Genomic DNA, 17,607 nt, shown 5'->3' with positions numbered 1-17,607 from the left:
ATGCTCCAATAGTGGGGCATGTACCTTTTTTACATAGCATTAGTCGTTTTTTTAACGCCTCTTAATGCTTCTTCATCAGCAATCACAATGGTGTTCGAATGGTTATTTAGGATGGATGCAGGGAACAATTCTGTTACTTCTCCATTTAAAAGCTCAACCATTGCCTGTTGTTTTGCTTTACCTGAAGCTAAAAGAATAATTTCCTTGCTTTGAAAAATCGTATGAATTCCCATTGTAATGGCTTGTTTTGGGACATCCTCTAGTCGATCAAAAAATCTGGCATTTGCTTCTCGGGTGGAATCAGCTAAATTAACAACATGTGTTTTTGAGCGGAAGGAGGTTCCAGGCTCATTGAAGCCTATATGTCCGTTTGCACCTATTCCTAATAACTGAAGGTCTATTCCACCGGCATTCTTAATCATATTTTCATATGCTTCGCATTCTGCTTCCGTGTTTTCATTTGTACCTGACGGAATATGCGTTTGCTCAAATGAAATACCAATATGTTTAAAAAGATTTTCATTCATATAGTGAAAATAGCTGTTCGGATCATCTTTTTTAAGGCCGATGTATTCGTCTAAGTTAAACGTGTTTATATGAGTGTAGGAGGTTTTATTTTGCGAATAATCTTTAATTAATTCCTGATAGACTCCCTTTGGTGTTCCTCCTGTAGCAAGGCCTATATTTAGTTGAGAGCTGCTTTTAATCTTTTTTAACATGTACTCAGCAGCTTTTTTGCTCATTTCCTCATAATCTTTCACTTCAATGATTTTCAAGGTTGTCATCTCCTCTCGTAAAAGCGATTTTTCCTTTACAAATTGTCATATATACATCCTTATTTTCATCCAGGATGACGAGGTCAGCATCTTTTCCATTCGCTATACTACCTTTACGATCAAAAACATTCAGTTGCTTAGCTGGATTTTCACAAGCCATTTTAATTGCGCTCTCCATACTGCAACCAGTAAATGTTTGGATATTTTTAAATGCATCAATCATCTTAAGTACACTGCCAGCCAAAGTGTTTTCATCGAGCAGTGCCTTTCCGTTTGTAACGGTAACCATCTGACCGCCCAAGTCATAACTACCATCTTCAAGCCATTTTGCTCTCATTGCATCAGTAATTAATATCATTCTTTCATCTGTAATCTGTTTATAAGCAACTTTTACGATTTCAGGAGAAACATGTATCCCATCTGCAATAATTTCTACCATTAGCTCATCCCTTAGAAAAGCTGTCCCTACAATTCCCGGGTCACGATGGTGAAGGCCTGTCATTTGATTAAATAAATGTGTTACATGTGTAAGACCGTGATCAATTGCTTCTAACACTTGAGAATAGGATGCTTCAGAATGGGCAATTGAAGAGACGATGTTTTTATCCTTTAGATAGTCTAAAAGCTCACTTCCTCCTGGGAGTTCTGGAGCCAGAGTAACTAGCTTAATATGATGATTGGATAATGATTCAAGTTGTTTAAATGATTGAGTGTTTGGGTCAGCTATATGCTGAACAGGCTGGGCGCCAGCTTTACCTTTATGAATAAACGGACCTTCCAAGTGAATCCCTAACACTTCGGCATTTCCTTCGGATTGAAGGGAGTTGATATATTCACCGGCATTTGCTAACGATTTTTTAATTTGGTTTATATCCTCTGTTATCGTCGTTGCCAAGAAACTAGTTGTTCCTTCTTTTGGAAGGGTGGAAGCCATTATATTAAGAGCTTCACTTGTCGCATCCATCGTATCAGCACCATTCACACCATGAATGTGAAGGTCGATCATACCAGGGATTATACTAAATCCTTCCGGTAAGGTAATCAGCTGATAATCGTTTGAAGATAGATGTTCAGTAGATTTACCTATCTTTGTTATTTTCCCATCATCAATTTGAACAAAACCTGATTGTAACGTTTGTTCTTCGGTATAAATGGTTCCTTGCATAATGATTAATTTGTCTGAAATGATTTCCATCTAAAAACCCCCTTTGAATAGTATTAGAGGAAAAGGTATAAATTATGAATATAGGATACCACCTCTTTATCTAGTTGTCTATACCAGCTAAAAATCATGTATGTTTATCTTACAAAGAATATGACAAATATAATTGTTTGTTATATAAAATTGGTATAGACATCTATACTCAACGATGTTACTATATGCTTATGAAACGCTTTCACTTTTGTGAGAGTGCTATAAAGCAAATTGGTCTAATTTTGTTCCGTTATATAAATGGATAGGGGGAAGTCAACATGATGAAATACTTACAAAACATTGGACGGTCATTGATGTTACCGGTAGCCGTTCTGCCAGCTGCAGCTATTTTAATGGGAATTGGTTATTGGATTGATCCCGCTGGGTGGGGCGCAGGAAACCCTATAGCTGCATTCTTAATTAAAGCTGGTTCCTCAATTATTGACAATATGTCTATTCTTTTTGCAGTAGGTGTGGCATTAGGAATGTCCAAAAACAGAGATGGCTCTGCTGCACTAAGTGGTTTAGTAGCTTTCCTTGTTATTACAACATTACTTTCGACTGATACGGTTGCGATGTTACAGGGAATTGATGCAGAATCAGTGAATCCGGCTTTTGGAAAAATTGAGAATCAGTTTGTTGGAATTCTATCTGGGATTGTTGCATCTATTATGTACAACCGATTTAGCGAAGTTCAGCTGCCAGCTGCGTTAGCATTCTTTAGTGGAAAACGATTGGTTCCAATTATGTCAGCTGTATCTATGCTAGTTGTGTCATTGGTTCTCTTTTTCGCATGGCCTGTTATTTTCACAGGATTAGTTTCTTTTGGAACAGCTATCAGTAAATTGGAGTTTATTGGAGCAGGATTATATGGATTCTTTAATCGTTTGTTAATACCAACAGGTTTACATCACGCATTAAACTCGGTATTTTGGTTTGATGTAGCGGGAATTAATGATATTGGAAACTTCTGGGCTGGAACTGGTACAAAAGGAGTTACAGGTATGTATCAGGCTGGATTCTTCCCGATAATGATGTTTGGTTTACCGGCAGCAGCTTTAGCTATGTATCATACAGCGAAAACAAAGCGTAAAAAACAAGCTGCATCACTGATGTTAGCGGCAGGTTTTGCTTCATTCTTTACTGGTGTAACAGAACCTCTTGAATTTTCATTTATGTTTTTAGCACCTGCACTTTATGTTGTTCACGCAGCCTTAACGGGGATATCGTTAGCAATTGCTTCATTTTTCCATTGGACGGCTGGATTTGGTTTTAGTGCAGGATTAGTAGACTTTGTCCTTAGCTCAAGATTACCGTTGGCTAATCAACCATATATGCTTTTATTACAAGGATTAGCATTTGCTGTTATCTACTATGTATTGTTTAGATTTTTAATCACCAAGTTTAATTTGGCTACACCAGGTAGAGAAGCTGAGACAGAAGTTTCGAGTCATGAGACTGAAGAAGGGACGGTTACTTCAGAAAATAAATTTGCAAGGATGGCAAACGTCATTTATGAAGGACTTGGCGGAGATGAGAATGTTACATCTGTAGATAACTGTGTCACACGATTAAGAATTGAAGTAAAAGACATGGATGCTGTTGATCAAAACAAAATTAAATCAGCTGGTATTCCGGGTATCAACATAGTTGGACCACAAAGCATTCAGGTCATTGTAGGAACACAAGTGCAATTTGTAGCAGATGAAATGGCCAAAATCAGAAAATAAATAAAAAGGAAAACTACCTGTTATGCTCAGGTAGTTTTCTATTTTATTTGTAAATATACTATAATGAAGAAGAGTGAAATTGAAAGGGGATCTTTATGTGGTAGACAAAAATTCTCCTCTTCCATTGTATTATCAGTTAGAAGAGCAAATAAAAAAAACAATAGAAACCGAAGAGTTGCAACCAGGTGATGCGTTGCCATCAGAAAGAGAGCTGTCAGAAAGCTATCAAATAAGTCGTATGACTGTACGTCAGGCCATAACAAACCTTGTAAACAAGGGATATCTTTTTCGGGAAAAAGGGAAAGGAACCTTTGTTTCCAGTCAAAAATTTGAACAAAATCTACAAGGTCTCACAAGTTTTACCGAAGATATGAAAGCCCGCAATTTAGTTCCGGGAAGTAAGTTACTGCATTTTGAAATATACCCGGCAGACAAAGAGATAAGAGCAACACTTTCTCTTAAAGATGAAGAGCTTATTTATAAAATAAAACGACTTCGCTTAGCAAATAATGAACCGATCGCCGTAGAGACCAGTTATCTTCCTGTTAGTCTAGTTCCTGGTTTAACACCAGCTATATTGGCGAGCTCTCTATATACTTATATTGAAAATGATTTGGAATTAACGATCGGACATGCATCCCAAACGGTTGAGGCTGCCATTGTTGATGCTGAAGATCAACAGCATTTGAACATACATAAAGGTGTTCCGGTCCTGCTCATTCAACGGGAAACCTTTTTGGAAAATGGCACTCCCCTTGAGCTTGTCAGATCCTCCTATCGTGCAGACAGGTATAAATTTAAAATTGATATCGAGAGAAAATAAAAATGAGCCCAACCTTTTATACTGAGGTAGGGCTCATTGTCTATCTTAAATTGGAATTTACGATAGACAAAATGTAACTAATCAAACGTAAGCAACGGAATTCGATCACTATACTGCTCAATCAATCTTTGATTATGCTCATCTGCCCCATCGATATTACCACTTAAAAAAACAGGTGCCTGGAATCCATTGTTTACCATCATTTTAATTGCTTCAGCAAAGATCGCATTTAACATTGTTGCTCCAATAATGGTTGAAGTTGGCCCAAATGGAGTTGAGGAATGTTCATATGTCAGAGCAGCATCTCCTTTTGTTGCATGGTTATTAAGGGCTAAATCAACAACTTGAGATAGGAATTTACCACTTGTATGTCTTGATGATTTTCCGTCTACATAATAAAAGGAGCTTATTCCTATTACATATGCCCCCTGATTTTTAGCGTGTATGGCTACATCAATTGGGACTGGATTCAATCCGGAGGTTGAAATGACGATAATCAGATCTTGAGGCTGGATATCTTGGTTATAGATAAACTCTTCGGCATAATCGTTTTGCCTTTCAAGATAAGAAGATTTTACTGCTCCCTTATGAAGCATTAATTCCTCAATAAAGACCGGTTTAACAGGAGCTAAGCCACCCGCCCGATAGAACATTTCCTCTGTTAACATGTGAGAGTGACCACATCCAAAAAGATGGATAATCCCATTTGTTTGAATGGTAGTTGCGATTTTCTCTGCTGCAACCAGCATCGATTTTTTCTCCTGTTCGAGCACATGTTGAAGCTTTTCCTGGATTTTTCGAAATAATGTATAAGCATTTTCTTCACCCTCAGTAGATTAGCATAGTTCCAATTTACTTCATTAAGCAGGAAAAGAAAAGTATTGTATGTTATAAAATACGAATGTATACTATATTATACGATAGCAATATATGGGGGAATATGATGAAATCCATTCAGTCTCAAATCGCAGAGAATTTAAAACAAATACGCAAGCTTAGGGGATATAGCTATGATCAGTTGGCAAGCTTGACTGGCGTTAGCAAAGGAATGCTTTCGCAAATTGAAAAAGGGGAATCAAGTCCAACCGTTAATACGCTATGGAAGATAGCGAATGGACTTCAGGTTTCATTTTCGTCACTTGTTGAGGAGAATAAACCCGCTGTCTCTGTTATTAGATTACATGAAAAAAGTGCGGTCATGGAGGACGGGGAACAATTTCAAGTATACCCTTATTTTCCATTTGATTCCTCTAAAAAATTTGAAATCTACTTTATTGAAATGAAACCGGGATGCATTCACACTTCAGACCGTCATCACGGAAGTGTTGAAGAATATGTACTTGTATGTGAAGGGGAAGCCAAAGTCTCAATAACGGAAGAGTCCTATCTATTGAAAAAAGGCGATTCGATGAAATTTCAAGCAGCCCACTCACATACGTATGCAAATGAAACAAATCAAATAACAAGCTTTTATCTATTAATTTATTATTCTTAATTTGCAGCAATAGGAGGTATTTGTGTGTCATCGACAACCACTTTAGTAAAAAAACAATCTAGTTTTCTTCAAGGATTACAAGGTGGAATCAGTATTGCAATCGGGTATTTACCTGTTGCCTTAACCTTTGGGCTGCTTTCAAAATCAACAGGCTTGTCTTTACCTGAGACGGTCCTTATGAGTTTAATCGTTTTTGCCGGTGCTTCCCAATATATGGCTTTAAGCTTACTCACAGTAGGTACCGGGATTATTGAAATTATTTTCACTACCTTTATTGTGAATATTCGTCATTTTTTAATGTCTGCCTCTCTTAGCGAAAAGGTAGAAAACGATTCTTTATGGAAAAAGGCACTCTACTCGTTTGGGCTAACAGATGAGACATTTACTGTTGCATCAACGAAAGAAGGTACAGTAAATGCAGGCTACCTGTTTGGGTTAATGTTGATTTCGTATGCTAGCTGGGTGATCAATTCAGGAATTGGCTATGTCATCGGTGCAAGCCTGCCGGCAACAGTTCAGGAGAGCATGGGGATAGCTCTATATGCGATGTTTATAGGGTTACTAATTCCATCTCTAAAAAAACATCGTAAGGTTATGTTTTTAGCGGTTACGGCTGCTATCTTAAATTCTATTTTTTATACGTCGCAAATGATTTCAACAGGTTGGTCTATTGTATTATCAACTCTACTTTCAGCGATCCTTGTTGAACTATTTTATTTGAAGTATTCAAGCGAGGTGGAGACAGATGGATAGCATGATTATCATTATGATTATTGGAATGGGACTTGTCACATATATACCGCGTATGATTCCGTTAGTCGCCTTAAGCCAGTTGAAATTGCACTGTTTTTGTGCAAAATGTATTAAAAAACGTACCGTACGCGACATTAGGTGCATTAGTTGTTCCTGGTATTTTTTTAATTAGTGATGACCTGATATTTGGAATTGTTGGCGCTATTGCTGCTACATTAATTGCTTTTACCGGAGCAAATGTTATTGTTGTTGTGATGGGATCCATCGGTACGTTGGTTTTATATAGTATGTTTTTTTCTTAAGTCATGATGAACGTTTGTTTATATCGGGTCCATCCCTTTTCATGTTCTAACTCAATGTTCATAGTACTACACTAATAGTAACAGCTTGTTCAAGGGGGAAAGGCCAGATGAGGAAATGGGTAACAACATCAATTTTTCTCTACTTTTTATATGGGTTAGTTGTTTACTGGTATTTGTTTATCTTTTCCGGTACAGGTGTACCAGCTCCGTATGAGGGAACATCAGCAGATCCTACAACTTTCATGTCCGGTAGAGAATTACTATTAACTCAGGAATACTCCACAATTCGAAATTTTCTTTATTTCGTGACCATTCCTTTTGAGTGGTTTCTTCTGTTCATTTTTATGATTACAGGGCTCTCAAGGAAAATGCAGGATTGGTCGAGTTCATCATCCAACATATTTAGTATACAATCTGCCATTTATTTCTTTTGGTTATCGTTATTTATTAGTGTTATTTCGTTACCTGTTAATTGGATTGGATTCCGGATATCTAAAATGTACCACATCACCACTCAATCCTTTTCTACTTGGATGAAGGATCAGTTAATTGATTTTTGGGTTAATTATCTGTTAATGACAATCGTTATTATCGTTCTTTATTCGTTAATAAAACGATTTGAGAAAAGATGGTGGTTGTATGCTTGGTTATTGTCCATCCCTTTCTCCATGTTTTTAATGTTTATTCAACCGGTTGTTATTGACCCGCTTTACAACGATTTTTATCCGTTGAAGGACAAAGTGCTTGAGGAAAAAATACTGGAAATTGCTGAAAAAGCAGATATCCCTGCAGAGCATGTGTATGAGGTGAACATGTCTGAAAAAACGAATGCACTCAATGCCTATGTCACAGGGATAGGTTCTAATTCTCGAATTGTCTTATGGGATACAACGTTAAATCGATTGAATGAGGATGAAATTCTGTTTATTATGGCTCATGAAATGGGTCATTACGTGATGAAACATATCTATGTCGGAATAGCAGGCTACTTATTACTTAGCTTAGCCGGTTTATACATCATTCATGTCCTTATGAGGATTATTATTGCCAGACATGGAGGGATGCTGAAGATCCGATCGATGAGAGAGCTTGCTGCGTTTCCATTATTTCTTCTCTTGTTAGGAACACTAACGTTTGCATCAAGTCCTTTGTCAAATACTGTTGCAAGGTATCAGGAGAAGTCAGCTGATATGTATGCAATAGAAATGACAGACAATCATGAAGCTGCAATCAGTTCATTCCAGGAATTGTCCAGAGCAGGACTAAGTGAGGTCAATCCACCGGCTTTGGTGAAGATCTTTCGCTATACACATCCAACGATGCTGGAGAGAATTCTTTATCTTGAAGAACATGGTAACCGTACATTAAATAAATAATCTAATTTGTAACAATAAAAGGGTCTGTGCATGTTTACTGCACAGGCCTTTTTTCTTTAGTCTTCTGAACCTCTAGTTAAGTGTTTTAAAAAATTCAACTTTTTAAAAAGAAAATTGTTCCAATTCCCCTTTTTCTGTTATATATTAGTTTTAGTAATAACAAACTGTATTATAACAATTATATGAGAGGTGTTGTTACACAAATGGCTACACAGATGACAGGTTGTAAAATTGTTGGAAACATGGAGACTGAATTTCATCAAGTTTTAACACCTGAGGCGCTACGATTCATTGAGAAGCTTGAGAGGACGTTTGGAAGTCGTAGACGTGAACTGTTACAGCAACGGGTGAAAAGACAACGGGAAATTGACAATGGTAAACTACCGGGATTTTTACCGGAAACGGAGCAGATTAGAAAAGGAAGTTGGACTGTTTCTCCCATACCTGATGATCTTCAGGATAGGCGAGTGGAAATAACGGGTCCAGTTGATCGCAAAATGGTGATCAATGCATTTAATTCAGGAGCGAAAGTGTATATGGCTGATTTTGAGGATGCAACATCTCCGAGTTGGGAAAACGTTATAAGCGGCCAAATTAATTTAAGAGATGCAGTTCGTCGATCCATTTCTTATACAAGTGATAGCGGTAAAACGTATCAATTGAACAATAGTATTGCAACGCTCAAGGTTCGACCTAGAGGGTGGCATCTTGATGAAAAACATATCGAGATTGATGGAAATCGGGTATCAGCAAGTTTAGTAGACTTTGGATTGTTCTTTTTCCATAATGCGGGAGAGCTTTTAAAAATAGGGAGCGGCCCCTATTTCTATTTACCGAAATTAGAAAGTCATCAAGAAGCAAGACTTTGGAATGATGTGTTTTGTTTTGCGCAAGATGAATTGAATATTCCAAGAGGAACAATAAAAGCAACTGTTCTCATTGAGACGATCATGGCAGCTTTTGAAATGGATGAAATACTTTTTGAGTTAAAAGAACACTCAGCAGGCTTAAATTGTGGTCGTTGGGATTATATATTTAGTTATTTAAAGAAACTGCGAAACTGTGAATCTGTTATTCTTCCAGATCGTGCCCAAGTGACAATGACCGTTCATTTTATGAGGTCATATTCGTTATTAGCGATTCAAACCTGTCATAAGCGAAATGTTCATGCTATTGGCGGTATGGCAGCACAAATTCCAGTGAAAAACAATCCAGAAGCAAATGGCCGTGCACTTGAGAAAGTTAGATTAGACAAAGAAAGAGAAGCTACAGATGGTCATGACGGAACCTGGGTCGCTCACCCGGCACTAGTTCAAGTTGCTATGGATGTTTTTAATGAGCATATGAAAACACCGAATCAAATTCATAACAAAAAAGTGGATGTTCAGGTAACTGCACAGGATCTTCTGGAGGTACCAGACGGAGTTATTACAGAGGAAGGAGTCAGAATCAATATCAATGTAGGTATTCAATATATCGCATCATGGTTGAGTGGTAGAGGTGCAGCTCCCATTCATCATTTAATGGAGGATGCAGCAACAGCAGAGATATCAAGGGCACAAGTGTGGCAATGGATTCGCCATCCAAAAGGGATTTTAGAAGATGGTCGAAAACTTACAATTGGGTTATACGAGAAATTAAGAGATGAAGAGGTTCAACATATAAGAGAAAGAATCGGTGAAATTTCCTATCAAAAAGGCAAGTTTGAAGAAGCAATCACTGTTTTCGATCTGCTCGTAAAAGAAGATCATTTTATAGATTTCTTAACAATACCAAGTTATGAAATGATGTAAGCGGGATAAAGGGGACTAAAAAAATTGAATGGGGGATTTGACATGAACGGTCAAACAAGGGTTGAAGCATTACAAGAAAGCTGGAAATGTGATAATAGATGGGAAGGAATTACTCGTCCATATGGTGCAAATGAAGTCATTCGTTTAAGAGGTTCTATTGAGGTTGAACATACACTGGCAAGACGTGGAGCCCAAAAGCTATGGAAGTATCTTCATGAGGAAGACTATATTCATGCGCTAGGAGCATTAACTGGAAATCAAGCTGTACAACAAGTAAAAGCAGGGTTAAAGGCCATTTATTTAAGCGGCTGGCAGGTTGCTGCTGACGCAAATCTTTCAGGAAATATGTACCCCGATCAAAGTTTATACCCGGCAAACAGTGTGCCGCATGTTGTTAAACGAATTAATCAAGCACTTCAACGCGCAGATCAAATTCAGCATCTTGAAGGTGAAGGTAATATTGATTGGTTTGCTCCCATAGTGGCAGATGCTGAAGCAGGTTTTGGAGGTCAGTTAAACGTATTTGAATTAATGAAAGCCATGATTGAAGCAGGTGCGGCAGGTGTTCACTTTGAGGATCAATTATCATCAGAAAAGAAATGCGGCCATTTAGGGGGCAAGGTATTACTTCCAACTCAAACGGCTGTGAGAAATTTAATCTCAGCTCGGTTAGCAGCAGATGTGATGGGGGTTCCGACGATTATTATTGCTCGAACCGATGCGGATGCAGCAGACTTAATTACGAGTGATGTGGATTCAGCTGATCACGAATTTATTACAGGAGAGCGTACTGTTGAAGGGTTTTATCGTACCCGGCCAGGAATTGATCAAGCGATAAGCAGAGGGTTATCTTATGCCCCCTATGCTGACTTAATTTGGTGTGAAACATCTGAACCGAATCTTGAACAGGCAAAGCGATTTGCTGATGCGATTCATAAAAAATATCCTGGTAAATTACTAGCCTATAATTGCTCGCCATCGTTTAATTGGAAGAAAAAGCTTGATGACCAAACCATCGCAAATTTTCAAAAAGAAATTTCTAAGATGGGATACAAGTTCCAATTCGTAACACTCGCCGGCTTCCACGCTCTGAATCACAGTATGTTCGAGCTTGCTCGTGGATATAAAACCCGCGGAATGGCTGCTTATTCAGAGCTTCAGCAAAATGAGTTTGCCAGTGAGGTTTATGGATATACAGCAACAAGACATCAACGTGAAGTTGGAACAGGTTACTTTGATGAGGTAGCACAAACCATTACCGGTGGAACATCGTCAACGACTGCTTTAAAGGGATCAACTGAGGCAGAGCAGTTTATGGATGCATAAAACAGTCTAAGGCCCAGCAATATGATGCTGGGCCTTAGTGGTATGTTTAGGAGCCAAAAATAAAGATCACCTTTCGGCGATCTTTATCCTAACTTACGCATTCCTCTGTATTCTTTTGATAGTTTCATAAATTCTGTTTTGTTCTTTGTGTCAAGTGCATCATTGATACGTTCTTCTAGCAATGATTTCTTCCTGTTAAACAGCGCTTCATCCAAAATCATTTGAATATACATGTCTAATACAGGTTGCTCGGATGGAACGTTTTTCGTGTTACGGGACTTCATGATTTCAGTGTACGATGACTTTTTATTTTTCATGAAATATCACCCCTGATGCCTTTTTTATATTGTATGGAATTTAAACTGGAAAATCAACTAAATTGTTAAAATTTTTAAAAAATTTAATAGGAATATTTTGATCTATGTATGAAAACCTTACAAAGGGAGATGCTATTTTAAAGGATGTGATGTCATGAAAAAAGAAAGAGAGAAGGAATTGTCCCCAACTCCTTTAAATCCGGTTTTTGGCATAGATATGAATCTTGATGAGTTTCAAAATGAACCAAATAATGGATCGACTGATATAAATGAAAAAGAATGACTTCTTTACAGGAATGTAAAAGAAGTCATTTTTTTGTGGAGATTTTGTAAATGTGTAGATATCTAAAAAAAGACATGATAGATTGAATTTATGGGATAAATTACCTAAAAATATTAAAAGAGGTGTAAAAAATGGCGAAGGATTTAACAAAAGAAAAAGTAGATGATTATTTTATTAATCGTTTTACAATGGCAATTTTACCTGGGGAAAATAAGTTTTGCTCAGAAATATTGGAATATGAGCAAGAGATCTTTGTTGAAAAACGTCCGATGGAAGTCATTGATCAAAGTTGTCGTTATTTTGGCAGCAGTTATAGTGGGAGAAAAACCGGGTCCAAAGATATAGCTAATATTACACATAAGCCGCCTGTTGTTATTGATCCAGCAAATTCGATCTATTTTTTTCCTACAGCCTCCTCAACTAAAGCCAATTGTGCATGGATCGCGCATAGTTTTGTGAAAGAGTACAAAGCGACGAAAGAACATAATACAGAAATTACTTTTACAAATGGAAAGCAAATTACAGTTCCTATGTCTGTCGGTTCATTTGAAAATCAGCTGTTCCGAACTGCTCAATTAAGAGCGGTTATTTCTTCTCGAATTGAACAGGAGCAACGAAAAATAAATATGATGCTTTTACCGAAAGACGAAAAGGAGATAAATGCTTTCTATGAACAAATCATTAGAAAAATGAATCGTTTCTGATAAAATAATCAAACTTGGAATATAAATATGAAAAGTGGAAGGGATAACCTACATTCTGAATCAACTTAACTTTTACCATTATGATGATAGCTCACCTAATAAGATTGGGGATACATCCCGGTTTGAGGGACATGAGCTATCTTCATTTGCAAGTTACGTTATTTCTTTGGTTTAAATAAGTATTCCTCCATTATTTCAGAGACTTTGTTTCTAATTCTCGGATTAAAATAATTGTGCTTCTCTTCATAGCCGTTATAAATAAAAGAATAGAGAGTAAATGCTTCATCGCGTTCAACTTGGTGAACTTTAATGTTACGTTTATAAAGCTCACGTTTTATTTCTGACAAGTCTTTTTGTGCAAGTTTTAGTGATTCTTCAACAATGGCTAAGTATGGTCGATGTAATTTAAAAGGACTTTCTTCAATGACAGCTAAATCTCTGTTGAAGATGGAAACAGCCATCGGTAAGTAAATAGACTGTTCAATCATGTCTCTGATGTCATTTGGAATTCTTGTCATAAAAAAGACCTCCTACAAAGAATAGAACAAGTGTTCTGTTTTATTATAAATGATGATGTATGTGTTCGCAAGTATGTCACTTAAGATTATGTTCTTTCTTTTAAGTTTTTATATAAGTGTGTACAATAGAGACAAAGGATATTTTGAGGAGTTTTGGATGATATTGGAGACACTGCAGGATATTTTTACTTTAGAACAATTAATGGAAGTTTTTGAAACATATCGTTCATTTGGTCCATTTTTTGCGATATTATTGCCTTTGTTAGAAGCATTTTTCCCATTTTTGCCACTTGTCGTTTTTATTGTTGCCAATGTTAATTCATTTGGACTTTGGATGGGATTCTTATTGTCTTGGATAGGTGCTTGTTCAGGCGCTATTATTGTATTTATTATCATGAGAAAGCTAGGCAAGTGGAGATGGATCCAAAAGATTAAAGAAAAAAAGGAATGAGGAGACTTTTAACTTGGATTGAACGCAGAGGCTTTAGTCCACTTTTTCTTATCTTGTGTTTTCCTTTTACTCCTTCTGCTGCAATTAATGTAGTTGCAGGACTTTCACGAATAAGCTATTGGCAATTTATTTTGGCTGTTTTATCAGGCAAACTTGTTATGATTTTTATGGTGAGTTTTATTGGTCAGGACCTGCGGGCTCTGATTACTCAACCAACAAGAGCAGCCATTGCAGGAGTGGTCATTTTCTTATTATGGCTTGTAGGCAAGCAGGTGGAAAAGCGTTTAAATACAACAATGACAACAAGAAAAAGAGGGAGCTAATCTCTAGGGGGTTGTATGAGAAAACGAGGAATTGCTTTTACTGCAGTAGGGATTTGTTTAACGGCTATTTTTATAAAAAACCTGGTCTTCGTAGAGTACAAAGTTGAAGGTGTATCCATGCAACCAACGTATGAAGAAGGCCGATTGCTATCAATTAATAAATTAGGTTTTATTTTTTCATCATTAAAAAGATTTGATGTCATATTATTTCATCCACCAAACAGTGAGGAAATATATATTAAGAGGATTATCGGATTACCTGGTGATGAAATACACTATGAGGATGATCAGTTGTATGTGAACGGTAACGCCGTAAATGAACCGTTTTTAACTTCTTCAAATGATCAAATAGACCTTATGAAAAAGACGGGAAGCTTTACACTGGAGGAAATTACGAATAAAACCCGGATTCCGGAGGGCTATATATTTGTCATTGGAGATAACCGGATCCAAAGTCGGGACAGCCGTCATTTCGGTCTTGTTAATATTGATGATATTATTGGAACTGTACATGATAAAAAATAATGCTGACTCATTCAAGAATCATTGTGAGTTAGCATTTTTTTGTACTATACAGAAAGTAAAAGATTGATAATAGCATAAGGAAATAAGTTAGACCTTTCCATATTTCTAGCAACTTATCATATAATAAAACTATGAGCATGTGCTCACATTAGATTTGTGAAAAAAAGGGGATGGAAACATGTGCGAGGTAGTGATTACGGCTGCAGTTAGAACGCCTATCGGAACTTTTAGCGGCGCTTTCAAAGAGCTGTTGCCCACCCAGTTAGCTGTTCCGGTGCTAGATGAGGTGGTGAAAAGAAGTAAACTTGAGAAACATGAGGTAGATGAGGTGATATTAGGGCACTGTATTCAACGGACTGATGAGCCCAATACAGCACGAACATCTGCCCTATTAGCTGAATTTCCAGATACAACAACAGGATTTACCATTCAAAGGCAATGTGCATCAGGTCTTCAGGCTATTCTGTCTGCTGCTATGCAAATCCAAACTGGTCAATCCAACATTGTCATCGCCGGCGGGGTAGAAGTGATGAGTTCAAGCCCTTATTTATTAAAACAGCATCGCTGGGGCTCGCGACTTCAGCACAGTCAAGTGACAGATAGTGTGTGGGAAATATTAGAAGATCCAATTCACCATATTATGATGGGGGAGACAGCTGAAAATGTGGCTGAAGCCTATAATATCACACGCCAGGAGCAGGATGAGCTTGCATTATCAAGTCAAAACCGAGCATTGTCAGCAATCGAGAGTGGGAAGTTTGAGGATGAGCTAGTCCCAATAAAGGTGAAATCCAGAAAGGGAGAAGTAACAATATCTCAGGATGAAGGGCCGAGACAGGTGACATTAGAAAAACTTGCTTCATTACCTGCTATTTTCAAAGAAAATGGTTCGGTTACAGCTGGAAATGCTTCTACATTAAATGATGGCGCAGCAGCACTTGTATTAATGACGCGAGAAGAAGCGGAAAAAAGAAACTTGACCATCTTGGGGACGATCTCTCACTACACGGTTGTAGGTGTTGATCCAAAAATGATGGGGATAGGTCCTGTTCCTGCGATCCAAAAAGGATTAAAAGCACTGGATTGGTCTGTAGATGATCTCGATGTGATCGAGATTAATGAGGCATTTGCCGCTCAATATCTTGCTGTTGAAAAGAAATTATATCTAAACAGAGAGAAAGTAAATGTAAATGGAAGCGGCATTAGTTTAGGGCATCCCATTGGTTGTACGGGTTCAAGAATTGTTGTAAGTCTTTTACATGAAATGCAGCGCCGTGATTCCAACAAAGGTCTTGCCTCCTTATGTGTCGGCGGTGGAATTGGTGTAGCACTTTTTATAGAAAGATAGATTGTAAAGGGCTAAGGATGGTTGTTAGCCCTTTATTTGCGGCTTGAGGAAAAAAAGTACAAGGAAGCTAACACCAAACAACGTAATAAATAAAATTAGTGTTGATTGAAAAGGTAATAAGCTTGATACAATCGGACCAATACTTGCTCCAGTTAATAGGATAAATGAATAAAGAGAAATAGCAGTTGCTCTTCTTTCTGCAGCAGCTTCTCCTATAAACGTAATTAAAGATGGAATAAAAACAGCGATTGCAGAAACAAATATGATGGATATAGTTGTAATGATGACCAATTGTTTAACAAGCAACATAAATGAAAAAGAGAGAATCATAAACATTAAGCAAATGAGCATGATTTTTTGAGGTGTCATTTTCTTAAACCAGTGTCCACTAAACAAAGAAAGCGGCGTACCAATTAATGCAATACTTCTACTAAAAAATAGCTCCTTTTCCTGTCCTGCATAATATTGGGCAAGCTCTTCGTAAAAAGAGACAAAGGACATGAGTGTTATAAAGGTCATGCAAAGTCCAATAATGACAGGTGCTTGAAAAAGTTTATTTTTAGATGTGGAAAAGGGAGTCGGATGAGCAGGTTTGTTCCAATTTACTTTAGGAAGAAGATAAATAGCACAAATGGATAGAATCAAATATGACAGGCTGAAAAAGTAGAAAACAGCTTGCCAATTATACATGTGAACCAGAGTTGAGCTAATAAGCTGCCCAATGATACCTGCCATTAGAAAGCCTGTATTAATGACTGCGATTACAAATGTTCTCCGTTTTACAGGAAAAGCATCAAAGCAGTAAGCATAGGCAACCGGAGCAAAACTTCCTAACACAATTCCTTGAATCCCTCTTAAAATATAAAAGCTTTGTAAAGATAAAACCGTTGTAAGACTAAATGTTAAAAGAAAAGAAGCAAACATACCAAAACATAGAACATATCTTTTTGAAAAAGCTCTCGAAACAGGTCCGAAGCTTAAAAGGCCAATGGCATAACAAAAGGTAAAGACGGTGCTGGAGAAAACAGCTTCTTCATATGTAGAGGACAGCCCTTCAGCCAGATAAGAATACATAGGAATAAGAAAATATATATTACTTGCAACACAAACAGCAGCAAGCCAAAAATACAAACTAACTAACCGGCTTCTCACCCAAACCACCCCTTCTGTCATCTTATGAACCACCAAATGGTTTGGTGTCCCTAAGACAAAAGTTGGCAAGCGGGAAAAATGGAATTTGCTTAAAAAGTAAAGTAAAATAGTAATAGATAATTAGAACTTTAATAAAGGGATTTTAGTTTATCAACAAGTAGAACTTTTATTCTAAAGACATCTTCATAAAGATTTTTGCAGATAGTGGAATGGAGCGGAAGACACTCGACTCCTGCGGGAAGTGAGGAAAGGGTGAGACCCCACAGGCGAAGCCGAGGAGGCTCAGCTTCCTCCCCGGCGCATGGAGTGTCTGGAGCGCAATGGAACGAACTAGTTCTCACGTAAATGCATTTAATTCGAAAACAGCCAAAATCAATCACTACCACGCTATTTTAGTTGTGGTATTTATTTTTTCTA

The 17,607-nt window shown here is 37.4% G+C and carries 17 protein-coding genes and 2 pseudogenes; 13 read left to right on the top strand and 6 right to left on the bottom strand.

Annotated features, from left to right (window positions below):
- Positions 1 to 29: 29 nt before the first annotated feature.
- Both nagB and nagA read right to left on the bottom strand, forming a co-directional pair.
- Positions 30 to 776, bottom strand: coding sequence for a glucosamine-6-phosphate deaminase (nagB, locus tag AC0L8O_RS18500; protein WP_473444393.1), 747 nt, complete (start codon positions 774 to 776; stop codon positions 30 to 32).
- Complete coding sequence (nagA, locus tag AC0L8O_RS18495) at positions 763 to 1,971, bottom strand: N-acetylglucosamine-6-phosphate deacetylase (RefSeq protein WP_473444391.1); 1,209 nt, start codon at positions 1,969 to 1,971, stop codon at positions 763 to 765. Before nagA ends, nagB begins: the two co-directional genes overlap by 14 nt.
- A gap of 278 nt (positions 1,972 to 2,249) precedes the next feature.
- Here nagA and nagE point away from each other — a divergent pair, with 278 nt between their 5' ends.
- Both nagE and AC0L8O_RS18485 read left to right on the top strand, forming a co-directional pair.
- On the top strand, positions 2,250 to 3,701 hold the full coding sequence (nagE, locus tag AC0L8O_RS18490; RefSeq protein WP_473444389.1) for an N-acetylglucosamine-specific PTS transporter subunit IIBC: 1,452 nt from the start codon (positions 2,250 to 2,252) through the stop codon (positions 3,699 to 3,701).
- A gap of 97 nt (positions 3,702 to 3,798) precedes the next feature.
- Positions 3,799 to 4,524: a GntR family transcriptional regulator gene (locus AC0L8O_RS18485; protein ID WP_473444387.1), complete on the top strand. Its 726-nt coding sequence runs from the start codon at positions 3,799 to 3,801 to the stop codon at positions 4,522 to 4,524.
- 77 nt (positions 4,525 to 4,601) lie between these two features.
- Here the strand turns inward: AC0L8O_RS18485 and AC0L8O_RS18480 are convergent, their stop codons facing one another.
- Positions 4,602 to 5,273: an SIS domain-containing protein gene (locus AC0L8O_RS18480; protein ID WP_473444385.1), complete on the bottom strand. Its 672-nt coding sequence runs from the start codon at positions 5,271 to 5,273 to the stop codon at positions 4,602 to 4,604.
- Between the two features lie 191 nt (positions 5,274 to 5,464).
- On the opposite strand from AC0L8O_RS18480, the gene AC0L8O_RS18475 reads away from it, so the two are divergent.
- From AC0L8O_RS18475 to aceA, 6 genes and pseudogenes are all read left to right on the top strand, one after another.
- Positions 5,465 to 6,019, top strand: coding sequence for a helix-turn-helix domain-containing protein (locus tag AC0L8O_RS18475; RefSeq protein WP_473444383.1), 555 nt, complete (start codon positions 5,465 to 5,467; stop codon positions 6,017 to 6,019).
- 24 nt (positions 6,020 to 6,043) lie between these two features.
- Positions 6,044 to 6,772 (top strand): AzlC family ABC transporter permease, encoded by a 729-nt coding sequence (locus AC0L8O_RS18470; protein WP_473444381.1) that lies wholly within the window; start codon positions 6,044 to 6,046, stop codon positions 6,770 to 6,772.
- Positions 6,765 to 7,074: pseudogene (locus tag AC0L8O_RS18465) on the top strand (AzlD domain-containing protein). Before AC0L8O_RS18470 ends, AC0L8O_RS18465 begins: the two are co-directional and overlap by 8 nt.
- Before the next feature lie 107 nt (positions 7,075 to 7,181).
- Complete coding sequence (locus AC0L8O_RS18460; RefSeq protein WP_473444379.1) at positions 7,182 to 8,450, top strand: M48 family metallopeptidase; 1,269 nt, start codon at positions 7,182 to 7,184, stop codon at positions 8,448 to 8,450.
- A gap of 203 nt (positions 8,451 to 8,653) precedes the next feature.
- Positions 8,654 to 10,243, top strand: coding sequence for a malate synthase A (gene aceB / locus AC0L8O_RS18455; protein WP_473444377.1), 1,590 nt, complete (start codon positions 8,654 to 8,656; stop codon positions 10,241 to 10,243).
- Positions 10,244 to 10,285: 42 nt separating this feature from the next.
- Positions 10,286 to 11,569 (top strand): isocitrate lyase, encoded by a 1,284-nt coding sequence (gene aceA / locus AC0L8O_RS18450; protein WP_473444375.1) that lies wholly within the window; start codon positions 10,286 to 10,288, stop codon positions 11,567 to 11,569.
- 83 nt (positions 11,570 to 11,652) lie between these two features.
- Here the strand turns inward: aceA and AC0L8O_RS18445 are convergent, their stop codons facing one another.
- A complete protein-coding gene (locus tag AC0L8O_RS18445) occupies positions 11,653 to 11,886 on the bottom strand; it encodes an IDEAL domain-containing protein (RefSeq protein WP_026560276.1) in 234 nt (77 codons plus the stop codon).
- A gap of 154 nt (positions 11,887 to 12,040) precedes the next feature.
- Here AC0L8O_RS18445 and AC0L8O_RS18440 point away from each other — a divergent pair, with 154 nt between their 5' ends.
- Both AC0L8O_RS18440 and AC0L8O_RS18435 read left to right on the top strand, forming a co-directional pair.
- A complete protein-coding gene (locus AC0L8O_RS18440) occupies positions 12,041 to 12,169 on the top strand; it encodes a hypothetical protein (RefSeq protein WP_473444372.1) in 129 nt (42 codons plus the stop codon).
- A 131-nt stretch (positions 12,170 to 12,300) separates the two neighbouring features.
- The gene (locus tag AC0L8O_RS18435; RefSeq protein WP_473444370.1) at positions 12,301 to 12,873 is read left to right on the top strand and encodes a competence protein ComK; all 573 of its coding nucleotides are present in this window, start codon (positions 12,301 to 12,303) and stop codon (positions 12,871 to 12,873) included.
- A 158-nt stretch (positions 12,874 to 13,031) separates the two neighbouring features.
- Here the strand turns inward: AC0L8O_RS18435 and AC0L8O_RS18430 are convergent, their stop codons facing one another.
- Positions 13,032 to 13,391, bottom strand: a complete 360-nt coding sequence (locus AC0L8O_RS18430) for a YhjD family protein (RefSeq protein ID WP_473444368.1) — start codon at positions 13,389 to 13,391, stop codon at positions 13,032 to 13,034.
- Positions 13,392 to 13,554: 163 nt separating this feature from the next.
- Here AC0L8O_RS18430 and AC0L8O_RS18425 point away from each other — a divergent pair.
- From AC0L8O_RS18425 to AC0L8O_RS18415, 3 genes and pseudogenes are all read left to right on the top strand, one after another.
- Positions 13,555 to 14,165 (top strand): annotated as a pseudogene (locus tag AC0L8O_RS18425) (TVP38/TMEM64 family protein).
- A gap of 15 nt (positions 14,166 to 14,180) precedes the next feature.
- Complete coding sequence (gene lepB / locus AC0L8O_RS18420; RefSeq protein ID WP_473444366.1) at positions 14,181 to 14,690, top strand: signal peptidase I; 510 nt, start codon at positions 14,181 to 14,183, stop codon at positions 14,688 to 14,690.
- Positions 14,691 to 14,868: 178 nt separating this feature from the next.
- Entirely contained in the window at positions 14,869 to 16,038 is a 1,170-nt protein-coding gene (locus AC0L8O_RS18415; protein WP_473444364.1) for an acetyl-CoA C-acetyltransferase, read from the top strand.
- 24 nt (positions 16,039 to 16,062) lie between these two features.
- Here AC0L8O_RS18415 and AC0L8O_RS18410 read toward each other — a convergent pair whose 3' ends face one another.
- Complete coding sequence (locus AC0L8O_RS18410) at positions 16,063 to 17,211, bottom strand: MFS transporter (RefSeq protein ID WP_473444362.1); 1,149 nt, start codon at positions 17,209 to 17,211, stop codon at positions 16,063 to 16,065.
- Between the last annotated feature and the right edge of the window lie 396 nt (positions 17,212 to 17,607).

This window comes from Metabacillus sp. KJ11-3 (assembly GCF_055808295.1).
The sequence above is the reverse complement of the archived record's forward strand: the minus strand, read 5'-3'. Positions and strand labels throughout refer to the sequence as shown.